Origin of the sequence: Tenacibaculum pacificus (assembly GCF_027941775.1) — a bacterium.
Lineage (GTDB): Bacteria > Bacteroidota > Bacteroidia > Flavobacteriales > Flavobacteriaceae > Polaribacter > Polaribacter pacificus_A.
In genome coordinates this window covers 353,665-376,709 of the sequence record NZ_CP115917.1, presented here as the reverse complement: position 1 = coordinate 376,709, position 23,045 = coordinate 353,665, and the positions used below count along the sequence as shown (strand labels likewise).

The following is a 23,045-nucleotide window of genomic DNA, read 5'->3' as shown; positions in this document are numbered from 1 at the left end:
TTTATTAAGGTTTTTTTTAGTAGGTTAGTTGATAAGTTCTTCTGTATTAAAAAAATAATTAATGACTAAGGTAGTACCTTTTGTTGGTATTGATGTTAAATTAGCTTTGGCACCTATTAATTTTGCTCTATTTTTTATATTCCCTAGACCAATACCATTTATTTTTACCTCACCTAAAATAAAACCTACACCATCATCTTTAGCTGTAATTTCTACCTCATTTTCACTATACTTAATTGTTACATCTAAATTTGTAGCTTTTGCATGTTTAATTGTATTCGAAAAAAATTCTTGTAAAATTCTAAAAATAATGATTCCTGATTTTTGATCTAAATCTATTTTTTCACCGATAATAGTTAAACTAGCTGTTATATAATTTAACCTATTAAAACGGTCAATTTCTAACTGTAAAGCAACTGTAAAGTTAATGCTATTTATAAATTCTGGATTTATTGATTTTGAAAGTGCTCTTATTTCTACTAAACTTTTAGTAATTGTTTCTTTTATGTCATCAATATTACCAGGCGATGCATATTGTAATTGTATTTTTGCTAATGTTAAAAGTTGTCCTATATTATCGTGTAATTCCCAACTAATACCACGTAAGGTTTCTTCTCTTATTTCTATTTGTGTTTCTGTAATTGCCGTTTCAAAATATTTTTTAGCAATATCTCTTTCTTCTAACAACTTGTTTTTACGACGCTGAAACACTGTAAATAAAATCACTAAAAAACCAACAATTACGATGATTATTAAAGTGGTTATTATTAATATTTCTCTTTCTTGCTGCATAGTAAACCGTAAATTATAAATATATTCATCAATATTACAAGTATATTCAAGATGAAAAATAACCCTCTACTATGCATATAATTTAACATACTAAAAAAAGGAATCGAAGGTAAATAAAAAATTAAAAAACCGACTGAAACCCAAAAAGGCAATAGTTTCTTATAGTTTATTATTTCATCTGACATTAAAAGTTCTTTAAGGTATATAAAAGGAAATATTGCACTATTTGTTGCACCTAAAATAATAATTAGATAAACTTCATTCATATCATTAAAATAAATTACCCAAAAAATTAAAAATAGAAAATACAAAAGATAAACGACACTTTTTTTCCTCAATAACTCCTTAAATATCAGAATTAATAATGTATTTTGAAAAAAAACAAAAAAGTAAGATAGAAAATAACTTCCAATATCTGTGTAAAGAAGATATGTTCCAACCACCTCAATTATTGCAGTAAAAACAAGTAAGATCAAAAGATAAATATAAAAACCTTGATCTTTATATTTTTCATATAAAAACAAACAAATAACTGCTGTTATAATCTGAAAAAAGAGAGACAAATGTTGGAACATTATATAATAATTGTTTTAATTAAAGTACATCTAAAAAACAAAAGAATACTATTTTTCTCCTTGATCTAAATATGGTGGTTTAATATGAGTTAAATTTCCTGCACCACTTTCATCACCTTGAGCTGCTCTCCTTAATACACTCTGTTCTAACTCTATTTTGTAATTGTAATCTCTTCTTTTACCTTTACTATAAGATTCTTTTGAGTCATAAATCCAATTATAGCCATGTTTTGCTAACATTTCTTTAAAGGTTACTAATTTTCTTTGTTTAACACTTTGCTCAGGATCAAATAATACTTGTTCTCCATTAACTGTAGTTGACGGAAGATAAATTAAACATCCATAGCCTTTATCGTTTGTATTATCTATTTGCTTTGCAGTAGCAATAAAACTAATACCAGTAATTTCAATACCAGCTTTTTTACTTAAATTTTCAATACGTCCTAAATACTTTTTAAACTGTACAAAATTGAATGTGTTAATACGAGAGTCTTCGTAACCTAAAGCTTTTTCAATAGGTGATATTCTAGTAACATCATAAAGCTTTAATACATCAATAATTTCGGTATAATTAAGCATTTCTTTAGTTCTTCCTTCGTCTTTATACGAAAAAACAGTTTGTTTTTCTTCTCTGATTTTTTCAGAAATATTTTTTTCTTCCATGATACGCTAAATTTGGTTTAATTATAATCAAATATACACTCTTGTTTCTTTCAAAAATATTTTTTTTATCAACATATAAGTAAATCAATATTTTAAATAAAAAAATAGAGAAAAACACCCTTAGCAACGAAGAGAATACCCTGTCTTATTTACATTTGTTTTATACTCAATGTTTGAATAAAAACGAATAACAGTTTTTTTATTATTTTATTTATCAGAATAAGGAAACAGTATTCTAAAAAGGATAATCTCCTTAATATTTTTTATATTTATCAGATGAACAACATAGAACATATTGGAATTGCGGTAAAAGATTTAGAAAAATCAAATGAATTATTTGCTTCACTTTTTGGAAAACCACATTATAAAACGGAAGAAGTAGCTAGTGAAGCCGTTAAAACTTCTTTTTTTAAATCAGGAGAAAATAAAATTGAACTTTTAGAAGCCACAAATCCCGAAAGTCCTATTGCTAAATTTATAGCAAAAAAAGGTGAAGGTATACATCATATTGCTTTTGCCGTTACCGATATAAAATCAGAAATAAAACGCTTACAAAAAGAAGGTTTTACAGTACTTAATAAAACACCAAAAAAAGGAGCTGATAATAAATTAGTAGCTTTTTTACATCCTAAAACAACAAATGGTGTTTTAATTGAATTATGCCAAGAAATCGAGTAATACATTCATTTTGAATTTCGTAAATATTTGTATCTTGCAGTATCTAAAACTACTACTTAATAATGTCTAAATCTTTTGACTCTTTTCAAAAACGCCGCCTACAATCCTCTTACATTTCTGTAGTAATAAGCATTGCTTTGGTACTTTTTATGATGGGATTTTTAGGATTAGTTATACTTAAATCAACTAAAGTTGCTAATCATTTTAAAGAAAAAGTAGTAATGACGCTATTTTTAAATGATGATGTAACCAAAACACAACGCCAAAAATTTAAAGCATCTCTTGAAAAAGAAAGCTATACAAATAAAGCAATTTATATTTCTAAAGCAGAAGCTGCAAAAACCTATAAAGAAGATTTAGGAGAAGATTTTTTAAAATTCTTAGGAGATAATCCTCTTAAAAATGGTGTTGATATTTATTTAAAAGCCGATTTTGTAACTCCTGAAAAAATGGATATTATTAAAAAATCTTTTGATAAAAACGATTTTGTTGCAGAAGTAAATTACGATAAACCTTTAGTTAGGTTACTAACTGAAAACATTCAACGAATCAGTTTTTGGTTATTAGTTTTAAGTGGCTTCTTCGGATTAATGGTTATTCTATTAATCAATAGTTCAATCAGATTATCTATTTATTCTAAACGATTTAATATTAAAACAATGCAAATGGTAGGTGCAACTAAAGGTTTTATCCGTAGACCTTTTATTTGGAAAAGTATAAAACTAGGACTTTTAGGGGCTGTTATTTCTTTATGTGGATTAGCTATTGTAATTTATTATATAGATAAAAACATTCCTACTTTAGAACTATTAACTGATTACACCTCAATAACCTATTTAACTGGAGGTGTTTTATTTACAGCTTTTTTTATTACCGCTATCAGTACCTTTTTTGCAACACAACGTTTTTTAAACTTACAAACAAACGATTTGTATTACTAAAATTTTTATGAAAAAAGACACTACCTCAAAACAAGAATTTTTATTTGGTAAACAAAATTATATCATTATGTTAATAGGTTTAGCGGTTATTGCACTAGGCTTTATTTTAATGGCAGGTGGCGGAAGCGATGACCCAACTATTTTTAATGAAGAAATTTATAGCTGGCGCAGAATTCGTTTAGCACCAACCTTGGTTATTATCGGTTTAGGAATCGAAATTTATGCTATTTTAGCCAATCCAAAAAAATAAGCGTGAATTTATTAGAAGCAATTATCCTTGGAATTATTCAAGGACTTACCGAGTTTTTACCTGTATCATCTAGTGGTCATTTAGAATTGGCAAAAGCAATTTTAGGAGATACCTCTGTTCCCGAAGAAAGTTTAACTTTTACCGTTGTTTTACATTTTGCAACCGCATTAAGTACTTTGGTTGTTTTTAGAAAAGAAGTTGCTGAAATTTTCAAAGGATTGTTCCAATTTAAATGGAATGAAGAAATGAAGTTTTCAGTAAAAATTATAATTTCGATGCTTCCTGCAGTAATTATTGGATTAGCTTTTGAAAAACAATTAGAATCTTTTTTCGGTGGAAAAATATTATTAGTAGGAATTATGTTATTAATTACAGCAGGTTTATTATTATTTGCTGATAAAGCTAAAAACACTAACAAAGAAGTTTCTTTTAATAATTCATTAATTATTGGAATTTCTCAAGCTATTGCAATGTTACCAGGAATTTCACGCTCTGGAGCTACTATTTCTACTTCTGTTTTATTAGGAATTGACCGTAGTAAAGCAGCACGATTTTCATTTTTAATGGTCGTTCCTCTTATCTTCGGAAAAATAGCAAAAGATTTTTTAGGTGGAGATATTAATTTTCAATCTTCAGAAATCATACCAATATCAGCAGGTTTTATTGCTGCTTTTCTTTCAGGTTTAGTTGCCTGTAACTGGATGATTGCTTTAGTTAAAAAAAGCAAATTATCTTATTTTTCAATTTACTGTGCTGTTGTAGGATTAATAGCTATAGGATACTCTTTATTAAATTAAATTATGAAAACTGAAGAAGATTATAAAAACGGACAAGTTTTATTAATTGATAAACCCTTAGAATGGACTTCTTTTCAAGTGGTTAACAAATTGCGTTGGGAAATAAGACAACGATTTAACATCAAAAAAATTAAAGTTGGGCATGCTGGAACTTTAGATCCCTTGGCAACTGGGTTATTGATACTTTGTACAGGTAAAAAAACCAAAATTATTGATGAATATCAAGGACAAATAAAAGAATACACGGGAACAATTACTTTAGGAGGAACAACGCCTAGTTATGATTTGGAAACCGAAATAAATGAAACTTTTTCTACGGAACATATTACCGAAGAATTAATTAATGAAACAACCAAACAATTTACAGGAGTAATTCAGCAAAAACCACCTATTTTTTCAGCGATAAAAAAAGAAGGTGTACGTTTATATGAATTAGCAAGAAAAGGAGAAACTACCGAAATAAAAACAAGAGAAGTTACGATTCCTGTTTTTGAAATCACAAAAATTGATGGTAATAATCTTGATTTTAGAGTTGTTTGTAGTAAAGGAACATACATTCGTTCTTTAGCTTATGATTTTGGAATTGCTTTAAATTCTGGTGCTCATTTATCAAAATTAAGAAGAACTAAAATCGGTGATTTTCATGTTGATAACGCCTTAAGTGTTGACGAATTTATAAAAACATTAAAATTGGAATAATTTTTGTTACATAGCGTTAAATAATTTTTTAGCGCTATGAAAAAAATACTATTTATTTTTGCAATAATTTTTACGGTAAATCAGTCATTAAAAGCCCAAGAAAAGAAAGTTTTTTTTACAAGTTCCTTAAATTTCACGTTTTCACTTAATGAAAACTACGTATTATTTAATCCTGATGATGGTGAAAATGCTTTAAAATTTTCAGCTATTTTTGTACGTACTGGCTTTGGGTATAAATTTGCCGAACGCTGGGCAACTATTGTTAATTTAGGATATGACCATCATCCTAAGTTCAGTTTAAATGCAATTCCTATCTATGGAACTTTACGTTATAACATTGATCAAGATGATGATGATAGCTTTTTTACTGAAGCTAGTTATGGTAATATATGGCGACCTTCAAGTAAATTTGAAGATGGTAAATACTACGCGTTTGGTTTGGGCGTACAAATTAGCAACTCAAGTAGATGGCTTACCGTTATTCGTTTAGATTTTCATCGAAAAAAAATAACAAACTTTAAAAACGGAAATCTAGACAGTATTTCTTTAGGACTTGGTTTTACTTTTCTTTAAAAATCTGCTATACCAGCTTTCAGAAATTGGCACTTCCCAATAATTATCTAACTCTTGTTTTGTTTCAATTAAATTATCAAAAACAATAGTTTTTTCTGTTACTGCTTTATTTTTAATTAACTGTTTAAAGTCTTTCAATTCTTTGTATTGTGTGTATTCACCTTGCTTAAAACACACATTCATTCTATCTAACAATTCAACTTCATATTGAGTTTGTAATTGTAAAATAAAACCAACTTGTGCATCAATATCGACATTTAACAAAACTGCATCTTCTGATGCTGAAAAAATAATAAAACGATTGTATCGTACTTCAAAAGATGCTTGAAAATTTTCATCATCTAACTTCCATCCTTCAACAAATGTTTTTAATTGTTCGTTTAATCCGTCAATTTCCTTTGGATAAAACTTTCTATTACATGGATAAATCCAAACTTTTGATTCTTCTGATAATGTATTAAAATCTACTAACATAATTATTCTTTCTGAGTTGCAAAGATACAGAAAACAAAACCTCCTTTCTGATAAACAAAAAGGAGATTTATTTTATATTAAAAAGTTGTTTTTATTTTAACAAGGCAACAATATTTTCTTGAACATTGATTCCCTTATTTTTATTATACCAAATTTGTAAATCTTTTTTAAAATCAGCATCTAAACTTCCGTGTGTTGCTTTATAATCAACAACCATTTTAGTAGCAGTAGCAGGTCTTGGACCCCAAGTATTAATTACTTCATTATTTTTATCTAAAGCAATTAATTTAGGAATAGAACGTCCACCATTTGTTAAAAAAGCATCCATTAATGGTAAATTTTCATCTCTTAAAACTACTTTTAATTGAATATTATCATTTTCTTCGGCTATTTTATTAATAACAGGTAAATTCTGAGCAGCATCACCACACCAACCTTCAGTTAATACCAACCAAGTTTGAGGCTCTTTTACTTCTTTTAGTTTTGCAACTGTTTCTTCTGAAACTTTTATTGTTTTATCTAAACGCTTCATGCGTTTATCATTTAACAAACTATAATTTAATAAATCTTCTGATTGATTAGGTCCTGTTGATTTCCCTTCATCTAACAAATTTTTTACAAGCGTTCTATATGCTGGATATGAAATTGATTTTTCTAAACTATTTTCTATAATTTTTTTCATCTTAATGACTCTTTATTTATACAAATGTATTTTTTCTTATTTAAATACAACATAAGTTACAATATGTATCTAAAAATATGGTAGACGAACTTTAACTTAAAAACTTACAATCAATTTTAATTTTGATACTTTAAAACATATAAATTCGATTTAATCTATTTTTATCATTGCTATTAAATCGAATAAAATAGGTATTTTTACAGCTTTAATTTCTCATAAATGAAACATTATTTATTTCTTTTACTTTCTTTAGTATTTTTTATTTTTTCTTGTAAAAAAGAAGAAAACAAAACAAATACACCTATTCAAAAAACAGGAATGGATACAGCTGTTAAGCATCCTAAATATACAGAACTTGATAAAACTTCGACAAAAGAAATTGAAAAATGGAAAGAATATTTTATCCTAGAAAATTTTTTACAGCAATTAAAAAAAATAACACCTGCAGAGGCTTTAAATAATGCGTTAGAATTAAAACAACTAACCAAGCATTTAAAAGATAGTTTAAATATTACGACACTTAAAACACCTGCGTTTAAAGCACGTATGAATGTTTTTCAAAACGAAATATTACGATTAAACGATATGGAAAACATTCCTGCTATTACACCTAAAGAAGTGAATTCTCAGTTATCAAAAGTTTTCGTATTATTTGGAAGTATGAATACTAAAATAAACACTATTTACGCTAAAAAACAATTTGACAAAGAGATAAACCTAGACAGTTTATTTAATTTTAAATAACACTTAATGCTTCATAAATTAAATGACTTTCAAAACCTCTGTATAATAAATAATCGACTATTTTCTTTTTTCTTTTAAAGATGTTTGTTTCTGTTACTAACTCATTTTTTTTGGCAACTAAACTATATAATGTAGTAATATAATCTTCTTCGTTGATTTCTTTTAACGCTGTTTTTATATTATATGCCGATATATTTCTGAATTTTAATTCTCTTACAATTCTGTTTTTTCCCCATTTTTTAATACGAAATTTTCCTCTTGCAAAACTTTTAGAAAAACGCTCTTCGTTTAAAAAATTATCTTCCATTAAACTTAACAGAATTATTTCTCTAGCTTGGGGAATAACATTAAACGAACTTAATTTACTTTCTACTTCTTTATGACAACGATCTTGATAGACACAATAATGTTCCATCTTTCGTTTTATTTCATCTACAGTAAAAACACCTTTATTTATCTCTTTATTCATAATATCTAAAACATCTTCTAAAAAACTTCTAAAATAAAAAAAGAGTTGAAAATTTTTACATTTCCAACTCTTTTTTATCTAAGATAAAATCAAAAATAAAATATTATACATTTCTTTTTAACCACATTTTAAACTTTGTTACTAAATAGAATAAAATTGGTACTACAATCAATGTTAAAAAAGTAGCGATAAAAAGTCCATAAATTACTGTCCAAGCTAATGGACCCCAAAAAATAACATTATCTCCACCAACATATATATTCGGATTAAATTCACTAAACAAAGTAAAAAAGTTAATATTGAATCCTGTTGCTAACGGAATTAATCCTAAAATAGTAGTAATTGCAGTTAATAATACAGGACGTAAACGTGCTTTTCCACCTTTTACAATTGCTTCAAAAAGCTCATTTTCTTCAATATATTCGTTATCACCTAAATTATGTTCAAGTTTTTTTCTATCTATTAATAATTGTGTATAATCAAGTAATACAACTCCATTATTTACAACAATTCCTGCTAAAGAAATAATTCCCATCATTGTCATCATAATAACAAAAGAACTTCCTGTTGCTACAATACCTCCAAAAACACCGATTAAACTTAAAAAGATAGCAAGCATTATAATACCTGGTTTTGATATTGAATTAAATTGAAAAATCAATATGAAAAAGATTAACCCTAAACCTGTAAAAAAAGCACCCATTAAAAACAACATTTGTTTCTTTTGCTCTTCTATTTGACCTGTATAATCAATTTTTACGCTAGCTGGTTTATCCTTGAAACTTTGCATTTCATTTTGAATTGCTGAAACAATAGCTCCAGCATCTGTAAATCCTGGTGCTAATGCAGAGTACAACGTTACTACTCGTTTAACATCTTTATGTTTTATGGCACTAAAACCAGAAGATGTTTTTTGTTTGGTAACCGCAGAGATAGGAACTTCTTTAACTTGACCAGAAGTCATGTCTCTAAAAATAATTTTCTGATTAAAAAGAGCACTCGTATTATATCTGTTTTCTTTATTAAAACGAACATAAATATCGTAATCTTCTCCATCTTTTTTATAAATACCCGCCTTTGCTCCAAAAATAGAATTACGTAATTGTTGCCCTACTTGAGAAGAACTAACGCCTAATTCTCCTGCTTTTTTTCTATCTACTACTACTTCTATTCCTGGTTTAGATTTGTTAACATCAATTTTTAATTGATCTATACCTTGAATATTTTTAGTATTAAGAAAATCACGCATTTTTTCAGCAGTAACAATAAGTTCAGCATAATCTTCACCTTCTAATTCTACATTAATAGGATATCCTGCTGGTGGACCTGCTGCATCTTTTTCTACAGAAATAGAAACTCCTGGATACACATCTTTTAAATCTTCTTGAATTTTTTTCAATAATTCATTACTATCCTCACCTTGCCTGAATTTAAATTCACGCATAGTTGCTGTTATTTTTCCACGATGTGGCATTTCGGCTGCCGAACCTCCGTCTGTTTGCGGATTCCCTGCACCTTCACCAACTTGTGAAACAGCACTTTCTGTTAAAAAGTTTTGACCATCTTTTATATAACCACTATCATTAATTACCTTAAACATTCGCTGTTCTATAGCCTTAGTAATTTCATTGGTTTTTTTAATATCTGTACCTTCAGGATATTCGATATAAGCCGTAATTTGATTTGCTTTTGTATCAGGAAAAAACTCTATTTTAGTACGCTTACTTTCAATAGATAATCTAAAACTATAACCTGCAATAAATAATAAAATAACGGTAGCAACAGTAATAAATATCGGTTTTTTTCCACTTAACGAAAATCGAAGAATCTTTTCATAAACACGCTCCCAAAGTGGTAATATTTTATTTTGAAATCCGTTTGCCCAACTACGTAAAAACAAACGATAAACCCAAAGCATAATCACGGTTAGTAACATTAAAGTACCTAAACCTCTATAAGCTCCTCCAAAAAATAAAATTAATAAACCAATAACTCCAATAATTCCTGATATTTTAAGAATCTGCTTTAAGGGCATATCTTTATCTTCAGTAGTCATAAATTGTGATACTAATACCGAATTAAAAAATATTGCCACAAATAATGATGATCCCAATACAACAGAAAGCGTAATAGGAAAATATTTCATAAACTGTCCCATTACACCAGGCCATAAACCAAGCGGTACAAAGGCTGCAACAGTAGTTAATGTTGATATAATAATAGGTAAAGCAATTTCACCAATTCCTTTTTTGGCTGCTTCAACACGACTCATACCTTCTTCAGTCATTAATCTGTAAACGTTTTCAACAACTACAATTCCGTTATCTACCAGCATACCGAGCCCCATAATTAATCCAAAAAGAATCATGGTATTTAAAGTATATCCGAATAAATCTAATATCATTAATGACATAAACATAGACATCGGAATGGCAAATCCAACAAATAAAGCATTTTTAAATCCTAAAAAGAACATCAAAACAGTAACAACTAATATAATTCCAAAAATGATATTATTTACTAAATCATCTACTTGACCAACTGTTTTTGAAGATTGATCATTAGCAATTGTTACTTTTAAATCCGTAGGAAATACGTTTAATTTAGCATGTTCTACAATTTCTCGTATTTGCTCTGCAGCAGCAACCATGTTTTCACCTGAACGTTTTTTAACATCTAACATAACCACCTCTTTTCCAAATTCCCTGGCGTAGGTCGTTTTATCTTCATCTTTAAAACTTACAGTTGCTATATCTCTTAAATAAATTGCATTTCCTTTTTCTGCTTTTACAACAAAATTTTCTAACTCATTCGGATTTTGAATCTCTCCAATAATTCTGATAGTACGTCTTTGCCCACTAGAAATTAAATTTCCTGCTGACATGGTTAAGTTCTCTTTTCCAATACTATTTTTAATATCGTCAAAACTTACCTTAGCAGCCATCATTTTGTAAACATCTACAGCAACCTCTACTTCTTTTTCTTGAGCACCTCTAATATCTACTTGCTTAATTTCGGTTAATCTTTCTATTTCATCTTCAAGGTATTCTCCAAATTTTTTAAGCTTCCCTACGGGATAATCTCCAGAAATATTAATATTTAAAATCGGAACTTCTTCTGATATACTTAAATCGAAAACATTTGGTTCAACTTTAGCACCATTAAAAGTTGGCCAATCTTCACCTGAAGTTTCCGTATCTATCTCATCTTTTACCTTTTGCTTAGCGGCATCTACAGTTATTTTTTCATCAAACTCAACAACAACAATAGAGTAATTTTCTTGAGATGTTGATGTAATATCTACAACATTACTAACTGATTTTAATTTATCTTCAATAGGATCGGTAATCAGTTTTTCTATATCTTCCGCAGTATTTCCAGGATAAATAGAACTTATATATATTTTAGTTTCTTTTATTTCTGGAAAATTTTCTCTCGCCATACCGAAGTAAGCCGAAGTACCTAAGAAAAGTATCAGCGCTATTAAAACATACATTGTTGTTTTATTGTTTATAGCCCAAGATGATAAGCCAAATTCCTTATCCACCTGTTTGTTTTTTTTAGACATATTTATAATTTTATTGGTGAATTAGTTTAAAACTTGTACTTGCTGACCATTTTGAACACTACGAGCACCTTCAACAACAATTTTATCGCCATCTTTAACACCATTTAAAACCTCAACAACATCTCCTTGAGTTTTTCCAGTAGTAATAATTACTTGTTTTGCCGTACCCATTTTATCTTTCAAATCAACAACTAGATAAACATATTGTTCTCCTTTTGCGTTTTCAGAAATAATACTTTGTGGAATTAATAATGCTTCATTATTAGTATAATCGTTAATTTTTAACTTTGCTGTTAAATTTGGTTTTATACTTTTGTCTTTATTATCAACTGCTAATTCAACATTAAAAGTACGATTTGCTGGATTGATAAAATTACCAACCTGACGTACTGTTGAGTTCATTTTTTTACCTAATACAGGAAATTCTACCTCAACATTTTTACCTTTTTTGATAGCTACAATATAACTTTCAGGAACTGCCGTTTCAATATACATTTTAGAAAGATTTACTATTCTAAAAACTTCTGCTCCAGCACCAGGAGCAACAACTACGCCTTGTTCTTTAATTACATCATCTATAACTCCAGAAAAAGGAGCTTTTATTACTGATTTTGCAACTTGTTTTCTTAATTGAGAAACTGCATTTTTTTGAGCTTCATAAGTAGTTTTAGCTTGTAAAAATTGTATTTCAGAACCAATTTTTTGTTCCCATAATCTTTTCTGACGATTATAAGTAGTTTCAGCAAGTGCTGTTTGAACTTCTATTTGTGCCAACTGATTAGATAAACCTCCGTCATCTATTCTAGCTAATGATTGTCCTTTATTTACAAACTGACCTTCTTTCACATAAATTTGAACCAACTGTCCAGCCATTTCAGGATAAATTAAAACATTTTGTTTTGTTTTTACATCTCCTTGTAATTCTAAATAATGATTAAACACTGTTTTATTTGCTGATACAACAGTTATTAACGGAACTTTTTTAGTCGTATCTAAAGTTGCAATTTTAGCATTTAACGCCTTAACACTTTCTGATAATGCCTGTATTTCTGTATTTATTTCCGTTTTTTTAGTTCGTATTTTCACTAAATCATTAGAAGCTATAACTTTGTCTACAGATTTTTTTTTGTTACCTCCGCAGGAAGCTAAAAATAGCGTTATTACTAATAGTGTATATATTTTTCTCATTATAGATTTATTTTAAAGGTATATTTAATGCGTTTTCTAATGCTGCTTTTTTAGTAATAACAGCTAACATTGACTGTACATAATTGTTTTGCTGAGTGTACAATTGGTTTTGTGCTTGCGATAAATCAAAGCTTGATGAAATTCCTTCAAAAAATTTAATTTGTTGCTTTTTTTCAATACGCTCTGCTAACTTCATGTTTTTCATAGCGTATTCATAATTTTCAATACTTAACTGATATTCACTTTTTGCCGATGCTGTTTGTAAGTTCAACTTTTGTTTAACTTCTTCCAAACGAATATCCGCAGATTCTAATTCAATTCTGGCTTGAGCAGTTTTAGCACTTCTTCCTAAACTACTAAATATTGGAATATTTAAACTAACTCCAAATACAGATGTTGGTATCCATTTTTGTGAAGAATCAAAAAAACTAAAATCGTCTGAATTGGCGATATAAGAATAATTCATAAAAGCACTCAAACTAGGCAATCCTTTACTTTGCTCTAAACGCATTAATAAACGCTTGCTTTCTCTATCATTTTCAGCAATTTTAAAATCGATATGTGTATCTAAATTAAATGTTTTCGATAATAATGCTAAAGCAGTACTTGGCATAATCAAACTATCTAAATTATCTGTTAAAATCAATTTTGTATTTATCGGATTTCCTAAAGAAAGGTTTAACATTTGATAAGCAATTTCTTTTAATCTAATTGCATTTCTCAAACTATTTTGAATATTACCTAATGTAATTTCTAACTGTTCAACGTCTTCCTCTTCATTTAATCCGTTTTCATTAATTTTCTTAGCATCTTTGAAGTTTTTTTCTAAAATATTGCTATTTTTTTGAAGAATTTCAATTAATTTTTCAGAAACAAGAATATTACCATATGCATTTATTATTGCTTCTCTTGTTGCTAATCCTGTTTTCTCTTTAGCTTGTTCTGAAATTTTTAAGTACGTTTTTGCTGCCTGTAAACCCACTAAATAAGAACCATCAAAAAGCAATTGCCTTAATGTTGCTGTACCTGTTACAGATTGTTTCGCTCCAAAATCTACTATACCATCTTGATTAAAATCTATACCAGGAAACTGTTGTTTTAAATTATTGATATAATCAACTTTAGCATCAATTTGAGGTAATCCAATGGTAGTGGTTTCCCACTTTCTTTTAATGGCTGCTTTAATATCATTTTCAGCTATTTTATTATTGTAACTGTTTTTTATAGCATAATCAATGGCTTGTTGCATTGATAAATTAAGTTCTTCCTGAGCAAATAAGAAGCTCGTACAAAAGAATATAAATACACTGTATATGTATTTTCTCATTGGTTTATGTAATTTATGAATTTATAATTTCTAATTGTTTATATAATTCTTCTAATCCTTTTTCAGTTGCAATAGCTCTTATATGATATTCTAAAATTTCATATTCTACTTTCATTAATTCTTGCATTTCACTACCATACATTTCTGTTTCAAAAACACCAAAAATCAATGTAAAATAAAAATTTACAACTAAGTCTATTTTTAAATTTTCACGATAAAAACCCTCTTTAATACCTTTTGTTAAGTTATCAATATTACAATCTCTAAACATACATATTTCACGATTCATTAACTTCGTATATGTTTCTGGATAATATTTTTTTAACTGAAACATTGGTGAAGTTTTTGCATTTTTAAACATTTCTTTAAAAATTGCTTTTACTGCAAATTCCTCTTCAATAGCATTATACTCCTGTAACTTTATATTTGTAATTGCTTCATTTATAGTATTATGAACGGCTTCTGTACTCGCATCAACCAATTCAGTTTTCTTTGAAAAATACTTATACAATGTTTTTTTCGATATTCCAAGTTCTCCTGAAATATCATCCATGGTAACGCTTTTAAACCCGAAGTTTAAAAACATCTCTCCTGCTTTATTTAATATTTTATCTCTCATAATCGTTTGCAAATGTACACAAGGAAACTTTAAAAACAATAAAAGTTTCCTAAGTTTTAATGATTTTTTAACATTCCCTAACAATTAGAATTTTTCTTTATCTTATTTTTACAAAAAATTCAAGATTTGGACATACTAAAATATCAATCAGACTTTTTATCTTACTTAGCTTCTAAAAAAACAATAAAAGAACCTAAAAACCTTTATGAACCAATAGATTACATTCTTCAAATAGGAGGAAAAAGAATTCGCCCAATACTTACACTTATTGCTGCTGATATTTTTTCTGGTGATTATAAAAAAGCAATGCCAGCGGCGTTAGCTGTTGAAGTATTTCATAATTTCACGCTAGTACACGATGATATTATGGACGATGCTCCTTTAAGAAGAGGACATAAAACCGTTCAGCTGAAAAATGGGATATTAACAGAGGAATACTTTCTGGAGATGCAATGTTAATTTTAGCGTATCAATATTTTGAAAACTACGAGCCGATTGTTTTTCAAAAACTAGCCAAATTATTTAGCAAAACAGCGCTTGAAGTTTGCGACGGACAACAATTAGATGTCGATTTTGAAACCAGAAATGATGTTACTATTGCTGAATATATTAAAATGATTACCTTAAAAACATCTGTTTTAGTAGCTGCAGCACTAAAAATGGGCGCTATTGTTGCTGATGCTAGTGATGAACAAGCACAACATTTATATAACTACGGATTAAATTTAGGTATCGCATTTCAATTACAAGATGATTATTTAGATACTTATGGAAATCCTGAAACTTTTGGTAAACAAGTTGGTGGAGATATTATCGAAAATAAAAAAACCTACCTCTATTTAAAAACTTTTGAAGTAGCAAATGATACTGATAAAGAAAAATTAAATACTCTTTACAATAAAAAACAAGAAAATATTTCAGAAAAAATAAAGACGGTTTCTGATATTTTTTCGAAGAATAATATACCTAAATATACACACGAACTTATTGAATATTACACAAATAAGTCTTTTAAAAGTTTAATACACCTAAATATTAGTGATGCTCAAAAAAATGGGCTTCGTTTGTTTGGTGAAAATTTAATGAGCAGAAAAGTTTAAAAAAACTTTTCTAATTAAAAAAAACTTGTATATTTGCAGTCCTAATCAAAAACGGTCTTATAGCTCAGTTGGTTAGAGCACCTGACTCATAATCAGGTGGTCCCAGGTTCGAGTCCTGGTGGGACCACGTTTAAACCTCATAATCTTAACTGATTTTGAGGTTTTTTTATGCTTTTAAATTAAAAATATTTAAGATTATTTTCTCAAGAAAAAACAAAACATACTAGTACGTACCAGTTGGTTTACTATAATTTAATGATATATCTTAGCGTTTATGAGTTTCATGATTCTTGAAGAAAATAATGGAATGCCTAAATATAAGCAGATAGTTAAATCTATCGAAGATGGTATTCTTAACGGCCACTACAAACAAGGAGATAAATTACCTTCAATTAATAGAGTTAAACTACAGTTTTATATTTCTAGAGATACCGTACTGCAAGCATATGGCTTACTTAAATCCAGAGGGATTATACAATCAGTTCCTGGAAAAGGCTATTATGTAAAAAGCAAGAATATAAGTACTTCTAAAAAAATATTCCTATTATTTGATGAATTAAATGCCTTTAAAGAAGATTTATATAATTCTTTTTTATCAAATTTAGACGAAGGCGATAAAGTAGATATTTTTTTCCATCACTTTAATCAAGATGTTTTTAGTAAATTAATACATGATAATATTGGAATTTATAACACCTATATTGTTATGCCTGCTAACTTAAAAAACACGCATTTAATTTTAGATGTTTTACCTAAAGACAGCGTATATATCTTAGATCAAATAGGAAAAGAGCATTTTAAATACTCCGCTATTTATCAAAATTTCGAAAAAGATATTTTCCAATCTCTTGAAACAGGATTAAAATATTTAAAACCATACAAAAAATTAATATTACTCTTTGTAGATGACAATCAACCAATCGGAATGTTAAAAGGCTTTAATAAATTTTGTAAAAAACATCATTTTAATAATGAAGTTGTAGCTAGTTTCGAGAATAGAATTTTATCAAAAGGAGACCTTTATTTAATTCCTGATGACAGAAATTTAATTCGTATCATTAAAATGATAAAAACATTAAACTTTGAATTAGCAAAAGATATTGGAATTATTTCATACAACGACACTTTATTAAAAGAGGTTGTTCAAGGAGGAATAACAACAATATCAACTGATTTTAACGCTATGGGAAAACGTTTAGCACAAATGGTTACAAAGCAAGAAAATGTAAGAATTGAAAATCCAAATAGCTTAATTTTAAGAAACTCTATTTAATAACTTACACCTAATTTATATTTAAAATAACCAAATAATAATCAACTAACTTAACAATATATTTTAACTTAAATCATATGCAGATAATTACATTTTTAGCATTTACCATTTTAGTAGCGGTTATATCCTACTATAAATCCAGGAAAACAAATGAAAAAACATCAGATGATTATTTTCTTGGAGGAAGAAGTTTAACAGGTGTTGTAATAGCTGGATCATTGTTATTAACAAATCTTTCTACAGAACAAATAATAGGATTAAATGGTGCTGCTTTTAAAGATGGAATTTTAGTAATGGCTTGGGAAACACTTGCTGCCATAGCAATGGTACTTACAGCAGTTTTTTTATTACCTAAATATTTAAAAGGAGGAATTACAACAATCCCACAGTTTTTAGAAAAACGATATGATAAAACAACAAAAGCAATCACTTCTATTTTATTTTTAAGTGGTTATGCTATTGTTTTATTACCTATCGTACTATATTCTGGAGCATTAGCTATTAATAGTATGTTTGAAGTTCCTGAATTACTTGGAGTATCTAAAAGCGTAGCCTTATGGATAACCGTATGGCTTATAGGAATAATAGGTGGTATTTATGCCATTTTTGGTGGCTTAAAAGCTGTTGCAATTTCAGATACAATAAATGCAGTTGGTTTACTTATAGGTGGAATGTTAATTCCTATTTTTGGTTTAATGGCAGTAGGTGATGGAAATGTATTTGATGGAATTGCTGTTTTAATGACAGAACATCCTGAAAAATTCAAATCTATTGGAGGATCAAAATCATCTATTCCAATTGAAACAATTTTTACAGGTATGATGTTAGTACAACTTTTTTACTGGGGAACAAATCAAGCTATTATTCAACGTGCATTAGGAGCTAAAAACTTAAAAGAAGGTCAAAAAGGATTACTTTTAGCTTCTTTTATTAAAATATTAGGGCCGTTAATTGTAGTATTACCTGGTATTATAGCTTATCATATGTTTGGTGACCAAATAGTAAACCCTGATGAAGCTTACCCTATGTTAGTTTCTAAAGTACTTCCTAAAGTATGGCTTGGTTTTTTTGCTGCAGTATTATTTGGGGCTATTTTAAGTTCTTTTAACTCTGCTTTAAACAGTTCTGTTACCTTATTTAGTATTGATATTTATCAGTCATATTTCAAAAAAGGAACTAATGAAACTAACGTTATAAAAGCAGGAAAAACCTTTGGTATTGGACTTGCTTTAATAGCTATGTGTATTGCTCCTTTATTAATTTATGCTTCAGATGGATTATTTGGTTATTTACAAGAAGCTAATGGTATTTATAGTATTCCTATTTTAACAATTATTGTAGTTGGTTTTTTAACAAAATATGTACCTGCTATTGCTGCAAAAATTGGAATTATATCAGGGTCTATTTTATACATTATAAGTCAATTTATAATTAAGCCATATGTAATAGGTGCTGATAATTATCCTCATTTTTTACATGTAATGGCTATTCTTTTTGTTTTAAACGTACTAATAATGCTGTTAATTGGTAAGTTAAAACCTCGTAAAGAAGCATATGTACAAGTATATACAAAAGAAGTTTCTATTAGTCCTTGGAAATTTACCAACTCTTTAGGTATTATTATATGTGTTTTAGTATTATCTATTTATATTTATTTTATTTAACAATAAGTAATGAGTAAAAAAGATAAAATGTTAGAAGCGTTTAATTTTGTAATTTTTGGTGGTGATGGAGATTTAGCTATGCGCAAAATTTATCCAGCATTATTTTGTCGATTTGCTGAGCAACAAATTGGAGGAGACTTTAATATTGTTGTGATTATTAGAGATGAAATGCCTATTGAACCTCTTCTCGAAAAAATTAAAGAACAAATTACTGTCGCTGATAAAAAAATTGATTTTAATTCGGAAGTTGTAGCTGATTTTATTTCTAAAATCACTGTTATTCTTATAAAAAATCATAGTATAAAGACGTATCAACCTTTAAAAAATATTTTACAAGAGCATAGCAATTATCAAGATGTTTTTTATTTTTCGACTCCTTCATCTGTATTTGTTGAAATTTGCGATACGTTAAGAGAATCATCTATAGTAAACACTACAAGTAAAGTTGTTTTAGAAAAACCTTTAGGTAATAGTTTAGCTTCTTTTGAAGAAATAAACACCCAAATAACCAAAACTTTTTCAGAAAAACAAATTTATAGAATTGATCATTATTTAGGAAAAGAAACAGTACAAAACCTTATGGTATTAAGGTTTTCTAATCATTTATTTGAACGTTCTTGGGATAGTGAACATATTGATAATGTTCAAATTACTGTTGCTGAAAACTTAGGTGTTGGTACTAGAGGTGGTTATTATGATAAAAGTGGGGCTCTTTTAGATATGGTTCAAAATCATTTATTACAACTATTATGTTTGGTTGCCATGGAGCCACCTATTTCTGTAGAAGCCGACCAAATGCGTAACGAAAAACTAAAAGTATTACAATCATTACGCATGTTAAATGCTGAATCTGTAAAAACAGATACTGTTAGAGGGCAATATACTAGAGGAAAAATAAATAAAACAAAGGTTAGTTCCTATTTAGAAGATATTAATAAGTATGCTTCTAATACAGAAACTTTTGTCGCTTTAAAAGCCTATGTAGATAATTGGCGATGGAAAGGAGTTCCTTTTTATTTAAGAACAGGAAAAAGATTAGAACAACGATATTCTGAAATAGTAATTAACTTTAAATCTGTTAAACATAATATTTTTAATCCTGAAACTACTGTTCCTAATAATAAACTTATTATTCGTTTGCAACCAGAAGAAAGAATATCTATTGTTCAGATGACAAAAATTCCTGGTCCTGGTGGATATCGATATAAACCTATTTCATTAAAATTAGATTATTTAGACTCTTTTAATGAAAGACTACCTGAAGCTTATGAACGACTTTTGATAGATGTTTTAAGAGGAAATCAAACCTTATTTATGCGAGAAGATGAATTAAGAGCAGCTTGGACTTGGATTGAATCAATTACTGATAATTGGAAAAAAATTAAACAACCAATAGACCTTTACGAAGCAGGAACAACAGGACCTAGAGATTCAGTAATGTCTAATGGAGATACTTGGGAGATACATAGTTAAAATTATGAAAAAATTTTATTTTGATAAAACAGAAGAACTTGAAAAGGAATTAGCTACTACAATAGCAAATTCCTTAAAAAAAGCTATTACCCTAAATAATGTAGCTTATTTACTTGTTTCAGGAGGTGGTACTCCTAAAAAAATGTACACTCAATTAGCACAATTAGACATCCCTTGGGAAAAAGTACATATTGGTTTAGTTGATGAACGATTTGTTACTACAGATTCAAATGATAGTAATGAAAAAATGATAAAAGAACATCTTTTAATTGCTAAAGCATCCGTAGCTAATTTTTATGGAATGATAGCAAACATCAATGATGAAAAAGATAATATTACTTTAATTAATCAAAAGTATAACGAAGTTTTTAAAGATATTACTGTTGTGCTATTAGGTATGGGAGGAGATGGACATACTGCTTCTTTATTCCCTTCTGACCCTGCATCAGAAGAAAATTTACAACAAAATAAAGTAGCTATTATAAATACCAAAGCACCTAAAGCACCTGTACAAAGAATAACATGTAGCAAACAAATGTTATTAAATGCAAATAAAGTACTCTTGATGACAACAGGTAAAGAGAAATATGAGGTATTAAATAATAACGATAAACGAACACTTCCGATATTTAGTTTTGTTGATAACAAAAAAGATATAGAGTGGTATTATAGTATTTAATTTCAAGAACAATGAATAAGATAATTTCAGAAGTTACCAATAGAATAATTGAAAGAAGTAAAAATTCTCGTCAACTGTATTTAACACAAATGCAAAAGGCTTTTTCTAAAGAAGTTTCAAGAAACACTTTAAGTTGCGGGAATTTAGCACATGGTTTTGCTGCTTGTAGCACACGTGTTAAAAATGAATTATCTGAATATATAACCCCTAATTTAGGAATTGTTACGGCATATAACGATATGTTATCTGCTCACAAACCCTATGAGAATTATCCTCAAATGATTAGAGAATATGCTGAAAAGCATACAGCAACAGCACAAGTTGCTGGAGCAGTTCCTGCAATGTGTGATGGGGTAACTCAAGGACAAGACGGTATGGAATTGTCTTTATTTAGTAGAGATATTATTGCATTATCTACTGCAATAGCACTTTCTCACAATATGTTTGATGGCGTTATTAATCTTGGTATTTGTGATAAAATAGTCCCTGGATTAATAATTGGTTCACTCAAATTCGGACATTTACCTGCAATATTTATGCCTAGTGGTCCTATGGAAACAGGAATTAGTAATGATGAAAAGGCTCAAATTCGTCAAAATTTTGCGGAAGGAAAAATCGATAGAGATGAATTATTAAAAGGAGAATCTGATTCTTATCACTCTCCAGGAACTTGTACTTTTTTCGGAACAGCCAACAGTAATCAAATGCTCATGGAAATTATGGGACTACAATTACCTGGGGCTAGTTTTGTAAACCCTGATACACAACTTAGAAAATTACTTGATGAAGAGGCTGTAAAAATCATCAGTAAAAACTGTAAAGAAAAAGATTTTGATAATACACTAGCTTCGATATATAGTGAAAAAACAGTAGTTAATGGTATTATTGGTTTGTTAGCCACGGGTGGTTCTACAAATCATACAATTCATTTAATAGCCATGGCAAAAGCTGCTGGTATTATAATTAATTGGCAAGATTTTTCTGATTTATCAGGAGTTATACCACTTTTAGCAAGAGTATATCCAAATGGTAGTGCTGATGTAAATCATTTTCATGCTGCTGGAGGTGTTGGTTTTATAGTAAATACTTTATTAAAAAACGGGTTATTACATGAAGATGTAAATACTATATTAGGTAAAGGATTATCTAAATATACAAAAGAACCAAAAATAGAAAATGATAAAATCATTTGGGTTGAAGGTTCTAAAACAACATTAAACGAAAATGTAATTAGAACTGTAGAAACCCCTTTTTCTAAAGATGGTGGGCTAAAAGTTTTAAAAGGAAATATTGGAGAATCTGTTATAAAAACCTCAGCTGTTAAAGATGAATATTTAATTATAGAAGCTCCTGCTGTAGTTTTTTTAACACAAGAAGCTTTAATGGATGCTTTTAAAAAAGGAGAACTAGATAAAGATTTTATTGCAGTACTTCCCTTTCAAGGACCTAAATCTAACGGAATGCCTGAATTACACAAACTAACACCTTCGTTAAGTATTTTACAACGTAGAGGATTTAAAGTTGCCTTAGTTACTGATGGTCGTATGTCGGGTGCTTCAGGAAAAGTTCCTGCGGCAATACATTTATCGCCAGAAGCTTTAGATGGTGGTGTTATTTCTAAAATAAAAACAGGCGATATTCTAAGCTTAAATGCCGTTACAGGACAACTTAATGTATTAAATGAAACCGTTGTATTAGCAAGAAAATCAGCTAAGAAAACCATTGAAAACAATCAAGGTTCTGGAAGAGAATTATTCGGAAATATTAGGAATATAGTAGGTTCTAGTCAAGATGGCGCTAGTTTTTTATTCTAAAAA

At 28.5% G+C, this 23,045-nt stretch carries 21 protein-coding genes, 1 tRNA gene and 1 pseudogene; 14 read left to right on the top strand and 9 right to left on the bottom strand.

Annotation, left to right across the window (positions count from 1 at the left end):
- Positions 1-24: 24 nt before the first annotated feature.
- Together PG913_RS01655 and PG913_RS01650 are read right to left on the bottom strand one after the other, a co-directional pair.
- Positions 25-792, bottom strand: a complete 768-nt coding sequence (locus tag PG913_RS01655) for a sensor histidine kinase (RefSeq protein WP_271231339.1) — start codon at positions 790-792, stop codon at positions 25-27.
- A gap of 623 nt (positions 793-1,415) precedes the next feature.
- The gene (locus PG913_RS01650; RefSeq protein ID WP_271231338.1) at positions 1,416-2,030 is read right to left on the bottom strand and encodes a hypothetical protein; all 615 of its coding nucleotides are present in this window, start codon (positions 2,028-2,030) and stop codon (positions 1,416-1,418) included.
- A 276-nt stretch (positions 2,031-2,306) separates the two neighbouring features.
- Here PG913_RS01650 and mce point away from each other — a divergent pair, with 276 nt between their 5' ends.
- The 6 genes from mce (at position 2,307) to PG913_RS01620 (ending at position 5,968) form a co-directional block, all read left to right on the top strand.
- A complete protein-coding gene (gene mce / locus PG913_RS01645) occupies positions 2,307-2,708 on the top strand; it encodes a methylmalonyl-CoA epimerase (protein ID WP_271231337.1) in 402 nt (133 codons plus the stop codon).
- A 62-nt stretch (positions 2,709-2,770) separates the two neighbouring features.
- On the top strand, positions 2,771-3,649 hold the full coding sequence (locus PG913_RS01640) for a cell division protein FtsX (RefSeq protein ID WP_271231336.1): 879 nt from the start codon (positions 2,771-2,773) through the stop codon (positions 3,647-3,649).
- 7 nt (positions 3,650-3,656) lie between these two features.
- Positions 3,657-3,899, top strand: a complete 243-nt coding sequence (locus tag PG913_RS01635) for a DUF3098 domain-containing protein (protein ID WP_271231335.1) — start codon at positions 3,657-3,659, stop codon at positions 3,897-3,899.
- Between the two features lie 2 nt (positions 3,900-3,901).
- Complete coding sequence (locus PG913_RS01630; protein WP_271231334.1) at positions 3,902-4,696, top strand: undecaprenyl-diphosphate phosphatase; 795 nt, start codon at positions 3,902-3,904, stop codon at positions 4,694-4,696.
- Positions 4,697-4,699: 3 nt separating this feature from the next.
- Entirely contained in the window at positions 4,700-5,395 is a 696-nt protein-coding gene (gene truB, locus PG913_RS01625; RefSeq protein ID WP_271231333.1) for a tRNA pseudouridine(55) synthase TruB, read from the top strand.
- 36 nt (positions 5,396-5,431) lie between these two features.
- The gene (locus PG913_RS01620; RefSeq protein WP_271231332.1) at positions 5,432-5,968 is read left to right on the top strand and encodes a hypothetical protein; all 537 of its coding nucleotides are present in this window, start codon (positions 5,432-5,434) and stop codon (positions 5,966-5,968) included.
- On the opposite strand, the gene PG913_RS01615 is transcribed toward PG913_RS01620, so the two are convergent.
- Together PG913_RS01615 and PG913_RS01610 are read right to left on the bottom strand one after the other, a co-directional pair.
- Positions 5,942-6,442, bottom strand: coding sequence for an ABC transporter ATPase (locus PG913_RS01615; protein WP_271231331.1), 501 nt, complete (start codon positions 6,440-6,442; stop codon positions 5,942-5,944). The two genes, PG913_RS01620 and PG913_RS01615, sit on opposite strands and share 27 nt — an antisense overlap.
- A 91-nt stretch (positions 6,443-6,533) precedes the next feature.
- Entirely contained in the window at positions 6,534-7,124 is a 591-nt protein-coding gene (locus PG913_RS01610) for a thioredoxin family protein (protein ID WP_271231330.1), read from the bottom strand.
- A gap of 219 nt (positions 7,125-7,343) precedes the next feature.
- On the opposite strand from PG913_RS01610, the gene PG913_RS01605 reads away from it, so the two are divergent.
- Positions 7,344-7,868 (top strand): hypothetical protein, encoded by a 525-nt coding sequence (locus PG913_RS01605; protein ID WP_271231329.1) that lies wholly within the window; start codon positions 7,344-7,346, stop codon positions 7,866-7,868.
- On the opposite strand, the gene PG913_RS01600 is transcribed toward PG913_RS01605, so the two are convergent.
- The 5 genes from PG913_RS01600 to PG913_RS01580 form a co-directional block, all read right to left on the bottom strand.
- Positions 7,861-8,337, bottom strand: a complete 477-nt coding sequence (locus PG913_RS01600; RefSeq protein WP_271231328.1) for a regulatory protein RecX — start codon at positions 8,335-8,337, stop codon at positions 7,861-7,863. The two genes, PG913_RS01605 and PG913_RS01600, sit on opposite strands and share 8 nt — an antisense overlap.
- Positions 8,338-8,440: 103 nt before the next feature.
- Positions 8,441-11,905 (bottom strand): efflux RND transporter permease subunit, encoded by a 3,465-nt coding sequence (locus PG913_RS01595; RefSeq protein ID WP_271231327.1) that lies wholly within the window; start codon positions 11,903-11,905, stop codon positions 8,441-8,443.
- 21 nt (positions 11,906-11,926) lie between these two features.
- Positions 11,927-13,093 (bottom strand): efflux RND transporter periplasmic adaptor subunit, encoded by a 1,167-nt coding sequence (locus PG913_RS01590; protein WP_271231326.1) that lies wholly within the window; start codon positions 13,091-13,093, stop codon positions 11,927-11,929.
- A 7-nt stretch (positions 13,094-13,100) separates the two neighbouring features.
- A complete protein-coding gene (locus PG913_RS01585) occupies positions 13,101-14,342 on the bottom strand; it encodes a TolC family protein (protein WP_333780771.1) in 1,242 nt (413 codons plus the stop codon).
- Positions 14,343-14,433: 91 nt separating this feature from the next.
- Positions 14,434-15,039: a TetR/AcrR family transcriptional regulator gene (locus PG913_RS01580; RefSeq protein ID WP_271231324.1), complete on the bottom strand. Its 606-nt coding sequence runs from the start codon at positions 15,037-15,039 to the stop codon at positions 14,434-14,436.
- Positions 15,040-15,165: 126 nt separating this feature from the next.
- On the opposite strand from PG913_RS01580, the pseudogene PG913_RS01575 reads away from it, so the two are divergent.
- The 7 genes and pseudogenes from PG913_RS01575 to edd all read left to right on the top strand — a co-directional run bounded on the left by PG913_RS01575 (position 15,166) and on the right by edd (position 23,042).
- Positions 15,166-16,139: pseudogene (locus PG913_RS01575) on the top strand (polyprenyl synthetase family protein).
- A 53-nt stretch (positions 16,140-16,192) separates the two neighbouring features.
- Positions 16,193-16,266 (top strand) — tRNA-Ile (locus PG913_RS01570).
- Positions 16,267-16,413: 147 nt separating this feature from the next.
- A complete protein-coding gene (locus PG913_RS01565) occupies positions 16,414-17,412 on the top strand; it encodes a GntR family transcriptional regulator (RefSeq protein WP_271231323.1) in 999 nt (332 codons plus the stop codon).
- Between the two features lie 77 nt (positions 17,413-17,489).
- Positions 17,490-19,076: a solute:sodium symporter family transporter gene (locus PG913_RS01560; protein WP_271231322.1), complete on the top strand. Its 1,587-nt coding sequence runs from the start codon at positions 17,490-17,492 to the stop codon at positions 19,074-19,076.
- A gap of 9 nt (positions 19,077-19,085) precedes the next feature.
- A complete protein-coding gene (zwf, locus tag PG913_RS01555) occupies positions 19,086-20,549 on the top strand; it encodes a glucose-6-phosphate dehydrogenase (protein WP_271231321.1) in 1,464 nt (487 codons plus the stop codon).
- A gap of 4 nt (positions 20,550-20,553) precedes the next feature.
- Positions 20,554-21,228: a 6-phosphogluconolactonase gene (pgl, locus tag PG913_RS01550; RefSeq protein ID WP_271231320.1), complete on the top strand. Its 675-nt coding sequence runs from the start codon at positions 20,554-20,556 to the stop codon at positions 21,226-21,228.
- Positions 21,229-21,239: 11 nt separating this feature from the next.
- Positions 21,240-23,042, top strand: a complete 1,803-nt coding sequence (gene edd / locus PG913_RS01545) for a phosphogluconate dehydratase (RefSeq protein ID WP_271231319.1) — start codon at positions 21,240-21,242, stop codon at positions 23,040-23,042.
- The last annotated feature ends 3 nt before the right edge of the window (positions 23,043-23,045 follow it).